18 protein-coding genes are annotated in these 15,465 nt (G+C 60.2%); 9 read left to right on the forward strand and 9 right to left on the reverse strand.

Annotated features, from left to right (window positions below):
* Positions 1 to 40: 40 nt before the first annotated feature.
* The 4 genes from CR152_RS23950 to CR152_RS23965 all read left to right on the forward strand — a co-directional run bounded on the left by CR152_RS23950 (position 41) and on the right by CR152_RS23965 (position 4,701).
* The gene (locus CR152_RS23950) at positions 41 to 1,228 is read left to right on the forward strand and encodes an MFS transporter (RefSeq protein WP_099879186.1); all 1,188 of its coding nucleotides are present in this window, start codon (positions 41 to 43) and stop codon (positions 1,226 to 1,228) included.
* Between the two features lie 105 nt (positions 1,229 to 1,333).
* Positions 1,334 to 1,759, forward strand: coding sequence for a VOC family protein (locus tag CR152_RS23955; protein ID WP_099879188.1), 426 nt, complete (start codon positions 1,334 to 1,336; stop codon positions 1,757 to 1,759).
* Positions 1,760 to 1,839: 80 nt separating this feature from the next.
* Positions 1,840 to 2,556 carry a helix-turn-helix transcriptional regulator gene (locus tag CR152_RS23960; protein ID WP_099882709.1) on the forward strand — a complete coding sequence of 239 codons (717 nt, stop codon included), beginning with the start codon at positions 1,840 to 1,842 and terminating at the stop codon, positions 2,554 to 2,556.
* A gap of 441 nt (positions 2,557 to 2,997) precedes the next feature.
* Positions 2,998 to 4,701, forward strand: coding sequence for an MFS transporter (locus CR152_RS23965; protein WP_099879190.1), 1,704 nt, complete (start codon positions 2,998 to 3,000; stop codon positions 4,699 to 4,701).
* Positions 4,702 to 4,762: 61 nt separating this feature from the next.
* On the opposite strand, the gene CR152_RS23970 is transcribed toward CR152_RS23965, so the two are convergent.
* Genes CR152_RS23970 through CR152_RS23980 form a run of 3 tightly spaced genes read right to left on the reverse strand, consistent with a single transcriptional unit; the run spans position 4,763 to position 6,911 of the window.
* Positions 4,763 to 5,296 carry a gamma carbonic anhydrase family protein gene (locus CR152_RS23970; RefSeq protein ID WP_099879192.1) on the reverse strand — a complete coding sequence of 178 codons (534 nt, stop codon included), beginning with the start codon at positions 5,294 to 5,296 and terminating at the stop codon, positions 4,763 to 4,765.
* A 2-nt stretch (positions 5,297 to 5,298) separates the two neighbouring features.
* Positions 5,299 to 6,270, reverse strand: coding sequence for a threo-3-hydroxy-L-aspartate ammonia-lyase (locus CR152_RS23975; RefSeq protein ID WP_099879194.1), 972 nt, complete (start codon positions 6,268 to 6,270; stop codon positions 5,299 to 5,301).
* Positions 6,267 to 6,911 (reverse strand): helix-turn-helix transcriptional regulator, encoded by a 645-nt coding sequence (locus CR152_RS23980; protein WP_099879196.1) that lies wholly within the window; start codon positions 6,909 to 6,911, stop codon positions 6,267 to 6,269. The genes CR152_RS23975 and CR152_RS23980 overlap by 4 nt, the downstream gene beginning before the upstream one ends.
* A 156-nt stretch (positions 6,912 to 7,067) precedes the next feature.
* Between CR152_RS23980 and CR152_RS23985 the strand changes: the two genes are divergently transcribed.
* Positions 7,068 to 7,442 carry a DUF6463 family protein gene (locus tag CR152_RS23985; RefSeq protein ID WP_099879198.1) on the forward strand — a complete coding sequence of 125 codons (375 nt, stop codon included), beginning with the start codon at positions 7,068 to 7,070 and terminating at the stop codon, positions 7,440 to 7,442.
* Positions 7,443 to 7,452: 10 nt separating this feature from the next.
* On the opposite strand, the gene CR152_RS23990 is transcribed toward CR152_RS23985, so the two are convergent.
* Positions 7,453 to 7,995, reverse strand: a complete 543-nt coding sequence (locus CR152_RS23990) for a TetR/AcrR family transcriptional regulator (RefSeq protein WP_099879200.1) — start codon at positions 7,993 to 7,995, stop codon at positions 7,453 to 7,455.
* 82 nt (positions 7,996 to 8,077) lie between these two features.
* Between CR152_RS23990 and CR152_RS23995 the strand changes: the two genes are divergently transcribed.
* Positions 8,078 to 8,986 carry an alpha/beta fold hydrolase gene (locus CR152_RS23995; protein ID WP_157778701.1) on the forward strand — a complete coding sequence of 303 codons (909 nt, stop codon included), beginning with the start codon at positions 8,078 to 8,080 and terminating at the stop codon, positions 8,984 to 8,986.
* Between the two features lie 4 nt (positions 8,987 to 8,990).
* Here CR152_RS23995 and CR152_RS24000 read toward each other — a convergent pair whose 3' ends face one another.
* The 4 genes from CR152_RS24000 to CR152_RS24015 all read right to left on the reverse strand — a co-directional run bounded on the left by CR152_RS24000 (position 8,991) and on the right by CR152_RS24015 (position 11,985).
* Positions 8,991 to 10,361: a serine hydrolase domain-containing protein gene (locus CR152_RS24000; protein ID WP_099879203.1), complete on the reverse strand. Its 1,371-nt coding sequence runs from the start codon at positions 10,359 to 10,361 to the stop codon at positions 8,991 to 8,993.
* A 109-nt stretch (positions 10,362 to 10,470) separates the two neighbouring features.
* On the reverse strand, positions 10,471 to 10,764 hold the full coding sequence (locus CR152_RS24005; protein ID WP_229413562.1) for a hypothetical protein: 294 nt from the start codon (positions 10,762 to 10,764) through the stop codon (positions 10,471 to 10,473).
* Between the two features lie 20 nt (positions 10,765 to 10,784).
* Positions 10,785 to 11,174, reverse strand: coding sequence for a MerR family transcriptional regulator (locus CR152_RS24010; RefSeq protein WP_099879205.1), 390 nt, complete (start codon positions 11,172 to 11,174; stop codon positions 10,785 to 10,787).
* A 115-nt stretch (positions 11,175 to 11,289) separates the two neighbouring features.
* The gene (locus CR152_RS24015) at positions 11,290 to 11,985 is read right to left on the reverse strand and encodes a hypothetical protein (protein WP_157778703.1); all 696 of its coding nucleotides are present in this window, start codon (positions 11,983 to 11,985) and stop codon (positions 11,290 to 11,292) included.
* A 77-nt stretch (positions 11,986 to 12,062) separates the two neighbouring features.
* Here CR152_RS24015 and CR152_RS24020 point away from each other — a divergent pair, with 77 nt between their 5' ends.
* The 3 genes from CR152_RS24020 to CR152_RS24025 all read left to right on the forward strand — a co-directional run bounded on the left by CR152_RS24020 (position 12,063) and on the right by CR152_RS24025 (position 14,517).
* Positions 12,063 to 12,518, forward strand: a complete 456-nt coding sequence (locus tag CR152_RS24020) for a GNAT family N-acetyltransferase (protein WP_099879209.1) — start codon at positions 12,063 to 12,065, stop codon at positions 12,516 to 12,518.
* Between the two features lie 478 nt (positions 12,519 to 12,996).
* Positions 12,997 to 13,464: a hypothetical protein gene (locus CR152_RS33220; protein WP_157778704.1), complete on the forward strand. Its 468-nt coding sequence runs from the start codon at positions 12,997 to 12,999 to the stop codon at positions 13,462 to 13,464.
* Positions 13,465 to 13,917: 453 nt separating this feature from the next.
* On the forward strand, positions 13,918 to 14,517 hold the full coding sequence (locus CR152_RS24025; protein WP_099879211.1) for a YcxB family protein: 600 nt from the start codon (positions 13,918 to 13,920) through the stop codon (positions 14,515 to 14,517).
* 379 nt (positions 14,518 to 14,896) lie between these two features.
* On the opposite strand, the gene CR152_RS24030 is transcribed toward CR152_RS24025, so the two are convergent.
* A complete protein-coding gene (locus CR152_RS24030; RefSeq protein ID WP_099879213.1) occupies positions 14,897 to 15,250 on the reverse strand; it encodes a hypothetical protein in 354 nt (117 codons plus the stop codon).
* Positions 15,251 to 15,465: the final 215 nt, after the last annotated feature.

Below are 15,465 nucleotides of genomic sequence, written 5' to 3' on the forward strand. Positions count from 1 at the left end.
AATGATAAGATTGACTTTCTGAAAACTGTTTCGGTAAGCCATGTTACGACAGCGCCGCCTTGCCATTCCGCTTGCCGCACTGACCGCGGTCGGCATGCTCGCCTCCGACCTGTACCTGCCGGCCCTGCCAAGCATGCAGGCCCAGCTGCGCGCATCGATGACCGCCGGGCAAGGCACGATGGCCATTTTCATGCTGTCGCTGGCCTTGTCGCAATTCGCATGGGGCTGGCTGGCCGACCGTTATGGCGACCTGCGCGCGATCCTGGCAGGCACCGTCCTGCTGGCCGTCGGCAGCGTGCTGTGCGGCCTGGCGCCGGACATGGCCAGCTTGCTCATCGGCCGCCTGATTCAGGGACTGGGCGCCGGCGCGGCGACGGTGGCGGTACCGGCGCTGATCCGGCGGCGCTTTTCCGAAGCCGACAGCGTGGGTGCGATGGCGCTGGTGGCAACGGTCGAGTCGACTGTGCCGGCGATCGGGCCGGTGCTGGGTGCGGCGATCGTGCTGCACCTGGACTGGCGCGTGTCGTTCTACCTGATTGCCGCCTTGGCCGTGGGCCTGCTGCCGCTGGTATCGCGCATTGTGGGACGCACGGCGCCGTCGTCTGGCATCGCCAAGCCGCTTGCGGGCACGCAGCCGGCATGGATGACATGGGGCTTCGTGCGGCACGCGCTCAGCTACGCGACCATGTTCGGCGCGCTGCTTATGTACGTGGCCAGCGCGCCGCATCTGGTGACGGCATGGATCGGCACGGGTGTCGGCGGATTCGCCGTGCTGCAGCTGTGCGGGGTCGGCGCCTTCATGGTGGCGGCCGCATGCGGCGCGAAGCTGGCCGCGCGTTTCGGTGTCGAGCGGGCCATGCTGACCGGCGCGGGCCTGCAAATGCTGGCGGCGGCCATGATGGTGGCGCAAGCGTCGGCCGGCCTGCGTTCCCTGGCCTTGCTGATTGCTGCGTGGACCGTATTTTGCGCCGGGCTCGGCCTGCGCGGGCCGTCCCTGATGTCGCGTGCCCTGTCGCTGGCCGTGAGCAATCCGGGCAAGGCGGCTGGCGTCGTGATGACGGCCGCGTTCGGCATGACGGCGCTGGCGACAATGGCGGTTGCCCCTTTTCTGGCGGGCGGATTGCTGCCGGTGGCGTTTGGCGTGGCAATCCTTGTGTTGTTGAGTATTTTGCTCGTGCCAGATGCGTTCCGTTTGCACTCTAAACCACACGCCGCGAAGCGGACCTGACGGGCAGTCGAACCTGACCAGCCAGGGGCGCGCACCGCTACTGCCGGAAACTGGCAGTAGTGCCACCTATACTTTTCCGTACATCAACCAACGAGAAAAGTTCACATGACCATCCAGACCGTTACCCACCTCAACTTCCGCGGCAATGCACAAGATGCCCTTACCTTTTATCATTCGGTATTCGGCGGCGATAAAACCTGTATCACCTACAAGGACGCGCATGCCGTCACCAACCCGGACGAAGCCGATCAAGTGATGTGGGGCCAGGTCGTCTCCGCCGATGGGTTCCGGATCATGGCCTGTGACGTGCCTTCGGCAAGACCATGGAATGCAGGGGAAATTCCGGTGTTCGTGTCGGTGCGCGGCGATAACGCCGAAGCGCTTACCCGCTACTGGGAAGCCCTCTCGGAGGGAGGTGCCATTGTGCAGCCGCTCGGGCCGTTCAGCTACACGCCGCTGTACGGCATGCTCAAGGATCGCTTTGGCGTCACCTGGGTCCTGGACTTGGCGGTGGAGTACGCTCCGGGGTAAGCCGAGCTTGCCGAGCGGCGTCCTGCCAATGGCGCGACCAACCATGGTGGCGGTGCAATGACGCCGGTATGATGACGAGCATGTCCAGATCCGAACGCCTCCTCACGCTGTTACAAGTGCTGCGCCGCTATCGTGCCCCCGTCAGCGGGCATGTGCTGGCGCGCGACACGGGCGTGAGCATCCGGACCTTGTACCGCGATATCGCCAGCCTCCAGGCCCAGGGCGCCGCCATCGAAGGCGAGCCAGGCGTGGGCTATGTCATGAAGCACAATTTCATGCTGCCGCCCATGATGTTCGCCCCTGAAGAGCTTGACGCGCTGGTGCTCGGCATGCGGCTCGTGGCAGAGCAAGGCGACAGTGGACTGGCGCAGGGAGCCCGTGCGGCGCTGGACAAGATCTCGGCCGTTCTGCCCGCCGAATTGCGGCGTGAACTGGACGCTTCGGCGCTACTTGTGGGCGCAGGCAGGCAGATCGAAACGCACGCCGTCGACATCGACTTGTTGCGGCGTGCGATACGCAATGAGCGCAAACTGAGGATCACCTATCGGACTCCCTCAGGACCCGTGTCCGAGCGGACGGTGTGGCCGTACGCACTGGTCTATTTCGACCTGACGCGCGTATTGATGTGCTGGTGCGAACTTCGCGGCACGTTCCGCAATTTCCGGACCGACCGTATCGACGCGTCCGAACTGCTTGACGAGCGCTATCCCAAAAACAGGCAAACGCTGCTCATGGAATGGCGGCGCTCGGAATTTGTCGCCGGGCGCAGCATTCTTCCCGAGGCAGACCGACGATAAGGCACCGCCACACCGGCGCACAGAAGGGTTCGGCAGTCACTCGCGCGTCAGCACTGTCGTTCAGACATTGTTTTACGCACGGCCCCCTTTCTCCTCCTCATTTCTTCTTTTTATTTTTGCCGCTTCTACATCTCCAGCGTTTACCCCTTGATAACACGTGATTGTATTTACACAAAACACCTGTCTTTTCGATATCTAAAAAGTAAGTTTCATGTAAGTTCCAAGCAAGCATCGCGTAAGTTTCGGAGTCCACACTCGTTTACCCCTTGATAACACGTGATTGTATTTACACAAAACACCTGTCTTTTCGATATCTAAAAAGTAAGTTTCATGTAAGTTCCAAGCAAGCATCGCGTAAGTTTCGGAGTCCACACTCAAATCCAGCTGGATACATACGGCTATTCCGATGACGCAATAACTATATTAAACACGGAGACTCACATGGCAATCACACCCGGCATCACAACCGACGGGCGCAAGGGGATACCCGTCGACGCGGGCCTCACCAAGGAAGAGCGCAAGGTCATCTTTGCCTCCTCCCTGGGCACGGTATTCGAATGGTATGATTTCTACCTGTACGGCGCGCTCGCACCGATTATCGCCAAGCAGTTTTTTGTCGGCGACCCGACCACCACCTTCATTTTCGCATTGCTGGCCTTCGCCGCCGGTTTCATCGTGCGTCCGTTCGGCGCGCTGGTGTTCGGCCGCCTGGGCGACATGATCGGCCGCAAGTACACCTTCCTGGTCACTATCCTGCTGATGGGCGCCTCGACCTTCTTCGTGGGCCTGTTGCCGAGTTACGCCAGCATCGGCATAGCGGCACCAATCATCCTGGTCACCCTGCGCATCCTGCAGGGCCTGGCACTGGGCGGCGAGTACGGCGGTGCGGCGACCTATGTCGCCGAGCACGCGCCGCACGGCAAGCGCGGCTTTTTCACCTCGTGGATCCAGACCACCGCCACGATGGGCCTGTTCCTGTCGCTGCTGGTGATCCTGGGTACCCGTACCGCCATGGGCGAAGACGAGTTCACCGCCTGGGGCTGGCGCATTCCATTCCTGGTGTCGGTGCTGCTGCTGGGCATTTCGGTCTGGATTCGCCTGTCGATGAACGAATCGCCAGCGTTTGCCAAGATGAAAGCCGAAGGCAAGACCTCCAAGGCCCCGCTGTCGGAAGCCTTCCTCAAGCCTAAAAATGCCAAGATCGTCTTCCTCGCACTGGTCGGCCTGACCATGGGCCAGGCTGTCGTGTGGTACACGGGCCAGTTCTACGCCCTGTTCTTCCTGACCCAGACGCTCAAGGTCGACGGCGCCGTCGCCAACATCCTGATCGCCATTTCGCTGCTGCTCGCCACGCCGTTCTTCATCGTGTTCGGTACGCTGTCGGACAAGATCGGCCGCAAATGGATCATCCTGTTTGGCTGCGCCATTGCCGCCTGCACCTACTTTCCTATCTTCAAGGGCATCACCCACTACGCTAACCCGGCGCTGGAAGCCGCGCTGCAAAGTTCGCCAGTGGTAGTCGTTGCCGATCCGGAATCGTGCCACTTCCAGTTCAACCTGACCGGCACCAAGAAGTTCCCATCGTCGTGCGACATCGCCACCGGCATGCTGACCCAGTCGTCGGTCAGCTACACGAAGGACGATGCGCCACCGGGAACGGTTGCCAAAGTGCGCATCGGCGACAAGGAATACACGTCGTTCAACGCAGTGATGACCCCGGACGGCCTGAACTTCGATGCCGACAGCAAAGCCAAGGAAAAGGCGCTGAAAGCGGAAATCGGCGCGGCGATCAAGGCGGCCGGCTATCCAGCCAAGGCCGATACCGAGCAGATCAACAAGCCGATGGTGGTGCTGCTGCTGTTCATCCTGGTGCTGTATGTGACAGCCGTGTACGGCCCGATCGCGGCCATGCTGGTTGAAATGTTCCCGACCCGCATCCGCTACACCTCGATGTCGCTGCCTTACCACATCGGTAACGGCTGGTTCGGCGGCTTGCTGCCAACTACCGCGTTCGCACTGGTTGCGTACAAGGGCGATATTTACTACGGCCTGTGGTATCCGATTATCGTGGCGCTGGTCACGGTGGTCATTGGCGGCTTGTTCGTCAAGGAAACCAAGGATAACGACATCTACGCTTCCGACTAAGCTGCCGGTGCTGATGTAAAAATGCCGCTCTCAAGAGCGGCATTTTTTTCGCCGGTGCCTGTCACTTACTGGCCAGATAGTTGTTTTTCACGCGGACATAATGCTCCGCCGAGTATTTAAGAAAGAGCAGCTCGGCTTCGGTCAGGGCGCGCACTTTTCTCACCGGGCGGCCGACATACAAATAGCCGCTTTCCAGCACCTTCCCCGGCGGAACCAGGCTGCCGGCGCCGACCATCACCCTGGCCGAAATCACGGCATCGTCCATCACGATGGCGCCCATGCCGATCAGGCATTCGTCGCCGATCGTGCAGCCGTGCAGAATGGTGTTATGCCCGATGGTGACGTAGTCGCCGATGATCAACGGCGAACCCAGCGGCTTGCTGGCATTCTTGTGCGAGACGTGGCACATCACGAAATCCTGGATATTCGAGCAGCGCCCGACCACGATGTGATTCACGTCGCCGCGCACCACCGCATTGCACCAGACCGAGGAATCGTCGCCCAGGTTCACGTCGCCGATCACCTGCGCGGACGCGTGGACATAAATGTGCTCGCCCAGGCGCGGATGGGCATCGAGATACGAAGACAAAGGCATACTCAAGCCCCCTTCTGGATCAGCATCGCCATGCGCTGCAGGTCGATATTGCCCCCCGAGACAATCACGCCGACCCGCTTGTTCTTGAAGTCGTCGCGGGGATTGAGCGCAACGGCCGCGCCCAGGCAGCCGGACGGCTCCACGGTGATCTTCATGTGCCCGGCGAAAAACGTCATCGCCTCGACCAGCTCGGCATCGGACACCGTCAAAACATCATCGACGCGCTCGCGGATCACCGCAAACGTGTGCTTGCCCAGATGCTGGGTCTGGGCACCGTCGGCGATGGTATCGGGCGTGGCGATGTGGACGATCTCGCCGCTGCGAAAACTGCGCTGGCCGTCGTTGCCCGCTTCCGGCTCCACGCCGAACACGCGGCAGTGGGGATTCATCGCCTTGGCCGCGGTCGAGCAGCCCGACAGCAGGCCGCCGCCGCCCAGCGGCACCAGCAGCACGTCGAGCGGGCCGGCATCCTCGATCAATTCCTTGGCCGCGGTGCCCTGCCCCGCCATCACGTGCACGTGGTCGTAAGGCGGAATCAGGGTCAGGCCGCGCTCCAGCGCCAGCGCGTTGCCGATCGCCTCGCGGTCTTCGGTATAGCGGTCATACGTCACAATCTCGGCGCCGTAGCCGCGCGTGGCCGCCACCTTGGTGGCGGGCGCATCGAGCGGCATGACGATCACCGCCTTGATGCCGAGCAGCTTCGCCGCCAGCGCAATGCCTTGCGCGTGGTTGCCGGACGAAAAAGTCACGACGCCGCGAGCGCGCTGTTCGGCCGTGAATTGGGCCAGCGCGTTGTAGGCGCCGCGCATCTTGAAGGCGCCGGTGCGCTGCAGGTTTTCGCACTTGAAGAAAATCTGCGCGCCGCTCAGGGCGTTGGCGGTCGTGGATGTGAGCACCGGCGTGCGATGGACCGCTCCGGCGATGCGCTCATGCGCGCGGGCGACGTCGTCAAAGGAAATGGGAAGCTGGATCATGGCGATGGATCTTTCTGTGGAAGATAGGAATAAACGGTGGGCCGCGCGACGCCGAGCATGGACGCCACGACCGCCTGGGCATTTTTCAGGTCCATCAGGCCGGCGTTGGCGAGCTGGTGCACGGCTTCGCGGCGCTGGGCCGGGCTCAGGGCGTGCGGGGTCTTGTTCAGTTGCGCGGCGAAGCGTTCCAGGGTGGCGCGCAGCTCGTCCAGGCGCGGCGAGGCCAGCGATTCGCGGATCGGCGTTTGCACGGGCTGGGTTTGCGCCAGCTGCGACAGGCTGGCGGCGACACTGGTCAGCATCGACACGTCCACATTCAGGCACAGCGCGGCGACGTACTCGCCTTCGCTGTTGCGCAGGCCGATCGAGGTGCTTTTGGCCGGGCGCCCGTCAGGGAACTGGTTGGGATAGTTTTGCAGGATGTCCGGGAAATCCGGGTCCGTGATGCGCGCCCGGCCGATGACGGTCATGGGATCGCCCACCGCGCGGCCGGACAGGTTGTTCGAGATCGCCACGATGGACGATGCCGGGCGCGTGAGGTCGTGCAGCACTACCTCCACCATGGGCGCCAGGGTGCGGCCCAGGGCTTCGACGATTTTCTTTCCCTCGCGCAGGAGCAATTCATTTTCGGTGATGTTCATGACTGACATTATGTCATTGATCGACAATATGTCAACGCAATCCTCCGTACCTTATGGTATTGACGGGCTACGCCCGAGGTGGCATCATCCTACCATACCGTAGAGTACGGTGACGTGCGGCAGCCCGCCGCGCGCTTGACGCGAAAGGATTTACCGATGGGCATTACCTGGAAACACGCCGCGGCCGCCGCCCTGCTGGCACTCGGCCTGCTGCACATCCTGTTCGGCCTGGCACGGTTCCATCCCGCGCTGACCGCAGCCTTGCACGAAGGCCTGGTCAACCGCTTCGGCACCGACGACGAGCGTCGGCTGGCCTTCTGGTTCATCGCCTTCGGCCCTCCGCTCACCCTGTGCGGCCACCTGGCGCTGCGCGCGGCGGCGGTCAACGACCTCGCGACCCTTGGGCTGATCGGCCTGTATGGCTGCGCGATAGGTGCGGCGGGGATTGCCGCCTTTCCCCAATCGCCTCTGTGGGGCCTGCTTGCCGTATCCATCGTGCTCGTTGCCGTCGGCCGGGGATGGCTGGTCTAGTGCGACGGCCTTACTTTTTGCCCGGCGGCGTCAGCAACTGCACCACCGTGCGAATCTCGGCCTCACTCATCTCCGGCGCGCCGATGGCGGCATGCCCGATGAAGGCGCAGTAATTCCAGCGCGCGATCACCGGCGCCTGCTCCGGCGGCCAGCCGATATCGGTCAGCAGCCTGGCGACATAATCGACCCGCTTGCGATCGACACGCTGCTGCACTTCCCTGACCTGTTCATTGGTCATGGACCATGCGCGAATCGCCCGGCCCAGGGTAAACAGGTGCGGCGGACCGCCAGTGAACAGCTTCGCCAGCTTGCTGCCGACGTCGATATCCTCCTGGTCGACAATCTCCATCACGCGCTGCGTGTGAACCTGCTCCCATTCTTCCATCACAGCGGATTGATAGTCTTCCAGATTTTTGAAATGCCAGTAAAAACTACCTTTCGTGACTCCCATCTTTTGCGCGATCGTCATGATGCGCAAACCTTCGGGGCCATCGTCAGCCAGTGCCTGCAAGCCGGCGCTAAGCCAGCTTTGTCGGTTCTTTTTATCGTCCATGCGTCATCATACCGAATGACCTTGACAAGTCCAATGCTTGGTGTGAAGCTGACCATACTTTATGGTATGGAGAAAAGCAAAGATGAGTTCATGGACAACGCGCCTGAGCGACCGTCTGCTCGCCATGGCCCTGGCGGCGGAATGCAAATCGGCGCGGCTCGAGACGGCCTCGGTAGCCGTCAATGGCGGGCGGTTCGCCTATCTGCGGCGCGGCAGCAGCCTCACCGAGGCAATCGTCATGCTGCATGGCGCCGCCAGCGACAAGTCGGCTTGGCTGCGGCTGGCGAAATACATGCGCACCGATATGACCATCCTGATTCCCGACCTGCCCGGCCACGGCCAGAGCACCGCCGCGCCGGCCTCGGGTTACGACATTCAGGCGCAGACCGACCGCATGCTCGGGTTTCTTGCGGCGCTGGGCGTCGGGCGCGCTCACGTGATCGGCAATTCGATGGGGGGTGCGATTGCGCTGCGCATGGCGGCCGATTCACCGGACAGTATCGCGTCCCTGGTGCTGATCGGCTCAGCCGGAGCGGAAACGACGCCAAGCTGGCTGCGCCAGCAGTTTTCGGATTCCGGGAACAACCCGATGGTTGCGATTCGCAGTACGGCCGATTATAAAAAGATGATCGGCATCGGCATGGAAAAGGCGCCGTACATTCCCGGCTTTCTGCTTGGTGCGCTGGCCAGGAACTACATTGCGCGCGAGGAGATCAACCAGCGGATCGCGCGCGACGTCGATAAAGACCTCGACCAGCGCCACGTGCTCGGTTCAATCAGCGCGCGCTCGCTGATTATCTGGGGCGCGCAAGACAAAGTCGTGCACGTGGACGATGCGCAAACGCTCCATACGCGTTTGCGCAACAGCGAAAAGGTGGTGCTCGACGGCATCGGTCACGTACCCATGGTGGAGGCGCCGAAAAAGGTGGCGGACCTGTGCGACGCGTTCTATGCCGGCTTGCCGGCCCCGCGACTGTCCAAGGCCGCCTGAATGTTCACTCCAGGCGCAGGGAGAGGATGTCAATCTGGTCCGCCTTGTCGAAGCCGATGTGCACCAAGGTCGCCAGGTTCGCGTACCTGACGCGGTAGCGGTAGCGCCGCGCTTCGCCGTCGGTCTCGCGCGACAGCAGTTCGACCGCGCGCATGGGGCCCCACTCACGGCCCTCGGAGGCGAACATCTTCAGTCGTTCCGGCGTCATCAGTGCTGCGGCCTTGGGATTGAGTCCTGCGGGCATGCGGCCAAGGCTTAACTGTTGAACGACGTCGCCGACACGGGCGCTCACGGCCGGCTCGGTGTCGGGAATGGCCTTGGCCAGTTTTGGCGCGAGTGCAGGCACATAGTGCGCGGCGACGATGTCGGCAAACTTGCCCGGCCGCGCCGCCGCCGAGTTGGCCAGCACGACAACGGTGAGCTTGTCATCGACATACCGGCTCAGTTGCGCCGTGAATCCTTGCCACGAGCCGCTGTGGCCGATGAATCGGTGCTCGTTGCGCGAATCGACTTGCCAGCCATAGCCGTACGGCGCGGTCTTGCCATCGTTGAGCTTGACGGGCGTCCAGCTGGCCTCGCGGATGCGCGCATTGAGGATCTTGTCGCCATACAGCGCCATGTCCCACAGCGCCAGGTCGCGCGCGGTCAGGTACAGGCTGCCATCGGCCGTGGTGTTGAGGCGCGGCGCAACCCATTCCTGGTTCTTCAAGACGCCATCGACCCGCGCGTAGCCACGGGCGCGGTGCGCAACGATGTCGCTCTCGCTGATGATGCGCGTGCTCATGCCGAGCGGTGCGAAAATCCGTTCGCGCAATTGGTCGCCATAGAACTTGCCGCCCGCCTTGTTGCAGATAAATCCCAGCAAATGGTAGCCCATATTGCTGTAGGACCATTTTTCGCCGGGCGCGAACAGGGTCGGGATGGCCGCTTCCAGGGCGATCAATTCCTCATCCGTGTAATCCTTGCGCATGTCCAGCTTGGCGTACGGGTCGCCCAGGCCTGAGGTGTGCGTCAGCAAGTGGCGGATCGTGATCGCTTCCCATGCCTTGGGCGTGTTGGGCAGATGGCGCGAGATCGGGTCGTCCAGCGACAGTTTGCCGTCTTCCGCGAGCAGCATCACCAGTGCGGCGGTGAATGTCTTGCCCACCGAACCGGACTGGAAGACGGTACGCGGCGTCACCCGCACGCCGTTTTCGACATCGGCTTCGCCGTATCCCATCTCCTTGATGATTTTGCCGTTGCGCACCACGGCAATGCCAATGCCGGGCACATGGCTGCGTTTCATCTCGACGACGATGGCGTCGTCGAGCGGATCTGCGTGCACTGAAGCGGTACTGAACAGGGCGGCGACAAGAAACACAAGCGTACTGCGCATAAATTGTCCTTTTGGAATTATTATCGTAAGGACATTCTAGCAGTACTTGCCAGAGAAATTCCCGGGCAGACGCAGCAGCTCAAGAAAGTGAGCAGCCGCATGCCGCATATCACTCGGCATACAATCGGTCGGCGCACGCTTTCAACCCATGATCGGGGATGAATTGGCCGGATACAGTCAGGATGGCATAGAGATTGCGCTTTAGCTCATCGGCTGAAAGCTCGCCGTCCCTTAGCGCGGTTTGCAGCAGGTGGAGGGCCGTGTCCGCAAGCAGTATCCGCTGTTTTTCCGCCCAAGCCGGGTCACCGCGCGTTGACGTGTGCTCCCGGTAGGCGGACTCGGTCAGGTCATGCGCCTTGCGGGCTAACCCGGCAATCTCCTGCTTCATCGCCTCATTCATCATACTCAACCTTCTTCAAAGACTTAAAGCGGCCCATCCGGCCCGAAGGGTCCACCCTGATTGCGCTGCTCGACAATGACATGCAAACGCTGCTTCGCCCGGTCGCGCACCTCGGTGAGTTCGGCAATACGCTGTTCGATCTCGTCCACCTTGCTTTGGTAAAGACGGATCACATCGGCACAAATGAGCTTCTTCGGACGCGCATCGAGCATCGACGTGACGGGGCGAATTTCATCGACAGTGAAGCCGTTGCGAAGCAGCACCCGAATGCGCAGAACATGCTCCACCGCCGCCTCGTCGAACTGGCGATAGCCATTTCCGCTACGTTTGGATAGCAACAGGCCGCATTGTTCGTAGTGGCGAATCACGCGCACGCTGCACAGGGTTCTTTTTGCCAGCTCACCAATTAACATCACGATTGCTCCACTGAGTATGCGAGACCGGCCGGACTGAGCGCCACATCAACGTGGTCCCGCGCGCAACGAACAGCCGGCCTGAGGTGCCGAAGTGTAGCTCAATCCGGACCGGCTATTTAGACCCTTCGACGGCATCGGCGCTGGTTATCGGATGGTCGGCGGTCTCGCTGTCCCAGGTTGCCGACAGCACGCACCAGCGCTGCCCATCGTTCAACAGCTGGAAACTGTTGATTCCGCGCCCCTGCACAGGGCCGCCCGGATGTTCGCGCGTTTCGTAGCCGCTCCAGACATGCGCAATGTGGCCGAATTGTTCGACGCGCTGGAAAATCTCGCGCTCATGAAAGCCACGATGGGCGAACAGCCGCTTGTTGAGCTCAATGAATGTCGAGAGCGCTTGCGGCGCCGCGGCGAACGTACCGGTACTGCGATGCTGAGTCGGAGTAATGACGGCGCCCGGTGCATGAAGGCGTTCCAGGCGCGCCCAGTCATGCGTGCTATTGGCCGGTCCGGAGACGATATCGTAGAGCGCCCTGACCAATGTGTCCGGGTTGGCTGCGGCGGGGTCGACCCGCTGCGTGCCGCAGGCTGGCTGTTCGGCCCGTGTTTCATCCCCCGCTTGCGAAGCTGCCGGGAAGCCTGTGAGCAAGGACAGCAGCAACAGTGATGCCGGCAATCGTGCAACGATGCGGCCGGCGTGGAGTTTAACTATTTTCATCAGATTGACCCTGTGTTCGTTCAGGCAGAACTTGCCCGACTCGTAGTACAGGCTAAAGCCTGACACTTGTGTCAAGGTCAAGCCCCACGGCACGGCTGCGTCTCTTTGATGATACATTTGCCATTTAATCAGGCCAGCCTGCTTCCAACCTACTACTGGATAATCACCGCATGAGCACTATTCATATTCGTCAGGCCGTACTGGCCGACATTGACACGTTGTCCGTTTTATTTGATGGCTACCGCCAGTTCTACGGACGCGAAAGCGATGTCGAGGCGGCAAAGGAATTTCTGCTGGACCGGTTTAATCACGGCGAGTCAGTCATGTTTATTGCGCATGAAGGATCCGATCCCATCGGTCTTGCGCAGCTATATCCGAGCTTTTCGAGTGTTTCCCTCGGGCGGATCTATATCCTGAACGATCTGTTTGTCACCGAGCAGGGGCGTCGCAAGGGGGTTGGAGCCAGACTCCTTTCCGCTTCCGTCGATTTCGCCAAGGCGGTTGGGGCAATCCGTCTTGCCCTCTCAACCGCGAACACAAACACCAAGGCACAAGCACTGTATGAAGCGCAGAGCTGGGAGCGTGACGACGATTTTTTCTATATTTATCCGATACCGAAGTCTTAGAACGCCTAACAAAAACGATGGCAAATGTGACTTTAGAGAGCTGCAGCCCAGACGGATTTGTGCTGAAAGTGCGATCGCCCGACGCACTTGGCCATTTTGCTGTGGACGTCTCATTGTGCCGACATCGTTATTTCGATGGCGCCTCCTGGCCTACTAGTGTATCTGGGGGATTCGAAATAATAGATCCCACTACGCTGCCAGCCACTTCGAACGACTTGAAAAACTTGCATACTTCGAGCGTTTAACGGCCCAGTGTCGCGAACATCCGCTTTGGGGCGAAAGCCGCCGAGCTGCCCGGCTCCGGTCGGCCGTAGAGTACAATCGGCAGAGATCGGCCAGAAGCGGACCTACGAGCATGGGATTGCAGTCTCAAAAAACAAGCAAAAGAACAATGCGAAAACGGAACTTACAAGGTGTTTGCGTACTTGCCTTGGCGGCTGGCTTAGCGAGCTGTGGATACGAGGAGGGTTTCGAATACATGACCGAAACAAAACTGATTCCAATAGATGATAGCGGCATTTCCGGCTCAGTTGTGATCGGGTACGGGATCAGAAACCGTGATTTTCGAATGAGAATCGCGCTACATGGACTGGACAAGAATCCCAAATATCATGTGCTTTTTTTTGACACAACCAGTTGCAACGCAAGTGAGTTGGTAAACGCCCGCCGTAGTGATGCAAAACTCGATGATCCTTACAGGAAGAAGGAAGCATGGGGCTTCGAGGCCCAACCGGCTGTGCTGATCGGTAATTTTTGGGGAATCGCTAAGCAAGAGTTCAAGCTTAGCCCGCCAAGCGCACCTTCTATCTACCTCACCGAACCAGACAAGTATCCTACTGTGGTGATAGCTGCAGCAGGCAGTTCTGAGGCGGGTCTTGCGCCCTTAAAATACGTCGCGTGCGGTACGATTTCGGCGATACCTACCAATCGTCGGCCGCATATGTAACGTTTAACTGTCTTCGATAGGACAAAGAGGAGCGTTGCAGACGCACTATCGCTAAAAGGTATCGAATTCGGCTTACATCTTCAGGTCCGAAGGGCCGTTATGGGGCGGCAGTTGCCGAAATCGGACAGCGCCGTAACTGTCGAGTACAATCGGCAGCAGCCGGCCAGGAGCCGCCGTTCATACTTGAGAGATATCTATAGAAAGACGTTGAGTACAATTCTCTACAAACAGCGCAGACCGCATTAAAACAGAGTGGATCAGGTTTCTGATTGCCGAAGCTGAGTGGGATCATGTTTTTCTCTGCCATATCAATGAAGCCCCATCTATCGTGACAACATCATCTCAACAACTGATCAATTTGGTCCTCCTATGTGCTGAAGCTGGCGAAGGCGACGTCCTGCCCGGGAACGGGCGCAAATGTAACTGTGGCTGGCGGACCAGCGCCCTGTGCTCATGATTACCGGCACTGTTTCTCTCTGGGATAGGCGGGCTGCGACGGCACTGCTCGAGCCCGGAGAGGCACGTCAGGTCAATACCTTCCTTGCCGGGCTTGTCGCCGGTGGGCTGTTCTGGTTCATGTACCGGCACCCGGTGATCGCCGGTGCAGGGGCAATCGCCGCCAGCGTTCTGTATTTCAAGATTGCTCCGCTTATCGGCGTGCCGGCATGGCGGCGCAGGATGCTGATGAATGCGCATGCCAGATTCGATCATCAGAAAACCTATACCTGGACCGACCAGACGCTGTCGTGGACCAGCCTTGGGGTGAGCGAAAGCCGGCCCTGGGCCGAATACAGCCGCATTGCCGAAAACAAGTATGTGATGTTGCTTTTCGCCGGTCCGATGACCTCTCACATCCTCTCCAAATCCTGGTTCCGCGACCAACAGCAGCTCGATGAGTTCCGGGCAGCGGCTTCAGCTCGTCTAAACCCCGCGTTCGATCCCACGCTGCAGGCCCGCGAACATATCGCCCGCTCGCTGCCCTACGTCGGGATCGTTGCGCTCTGGCTGCTCGTGGTGTTTTTCGTGGTTCTGGCTTTGTCCTGGGTACTCTGAAGCATGATTGGCGGCTCCTTGTCGCGCTGGCATGCGTATGCGGGCTTTGAACTGTCGGCGCCAGGAAGCCACCGCGTCCTGTGGGCATGTCTGTTGGCCCCGTTCGCGGGTCCCGACGCCGATGGCCACCGAACTTCCTCCCGACCAGGAACCGGCATTCATGGGGAAGCCGGCATTTCGCGCGGAAGCGCCAAGCGCGCCGGTCGAGCCTTAAGCTACGCAGCGCCGGGAGCCGCGCGTGTTAGCCTGCAGCGCGACAGTGGCGCGCCGGCAGCAGTACGGCATCGACAGTGGCCCAGCGCTCGTGCCAGCCGGCTTGCTCGCCTTCGAGCAGTTCGCGCATGTCCTGGCTCAGTGCTGCGCCTGGGGGCCAATCTGATCACGGGATTAGGTCATCAAATTCAGGCCCATTCGCCCACTCGATCAGTCGTTGTGGGGGAATTTTTTTTGCCAGCTCCAGTTCTCGTTCCAAGAGAGGCGGCGTGCCATATTTGAACTCGAAAGCGTAAGTGCCGCCGGCATCCATCATAAACTTTAACCAAGTCCACTTCTCAACGCCATTGTCGGGCTGACCTTCGCTCAGCTCATACAACAACGTGTGGCATTCACCCGACAAACCAAATTGATGTTTGGCGTCCGTTTCAAAGTAGAACGCTTTGTAAACTACCCGCCTGTCCCCATCGACGATGCTGTTCTCATAGAGCAATTCGATCCTGTCCCACGCGGTGGTCATGAACCTCCGGCTATTTCTACTGGGCGGGCGCAAATGCAGGCCTAATTTTGAAACAATATTCAGCAGAACAATGAAGCGCTATTACGGCAAATGAGTGCCACCGTTGCACAAAGCGATCCCGGAGTAGCCGCCCTGTCACCGCCGTCGAGTACAATCGGCAGGGACCGGCCAGAAGCCGCCATCGGTGGACCTCCATTTCTATAACAACTTAAGGG

Origin of the sequence: Massilia violaceinigra (genome assembly GCF_002752675.1) — a bacterium.
In the GTDB taxonomy this organism is placed as follows: domain Bacteria; phylum Pseudomonadota; class Gammaproteobacteria; order Burkholderiales; family Burkholderiaceae_D; genus Telluria_A; species Telluria_A violaceinigra.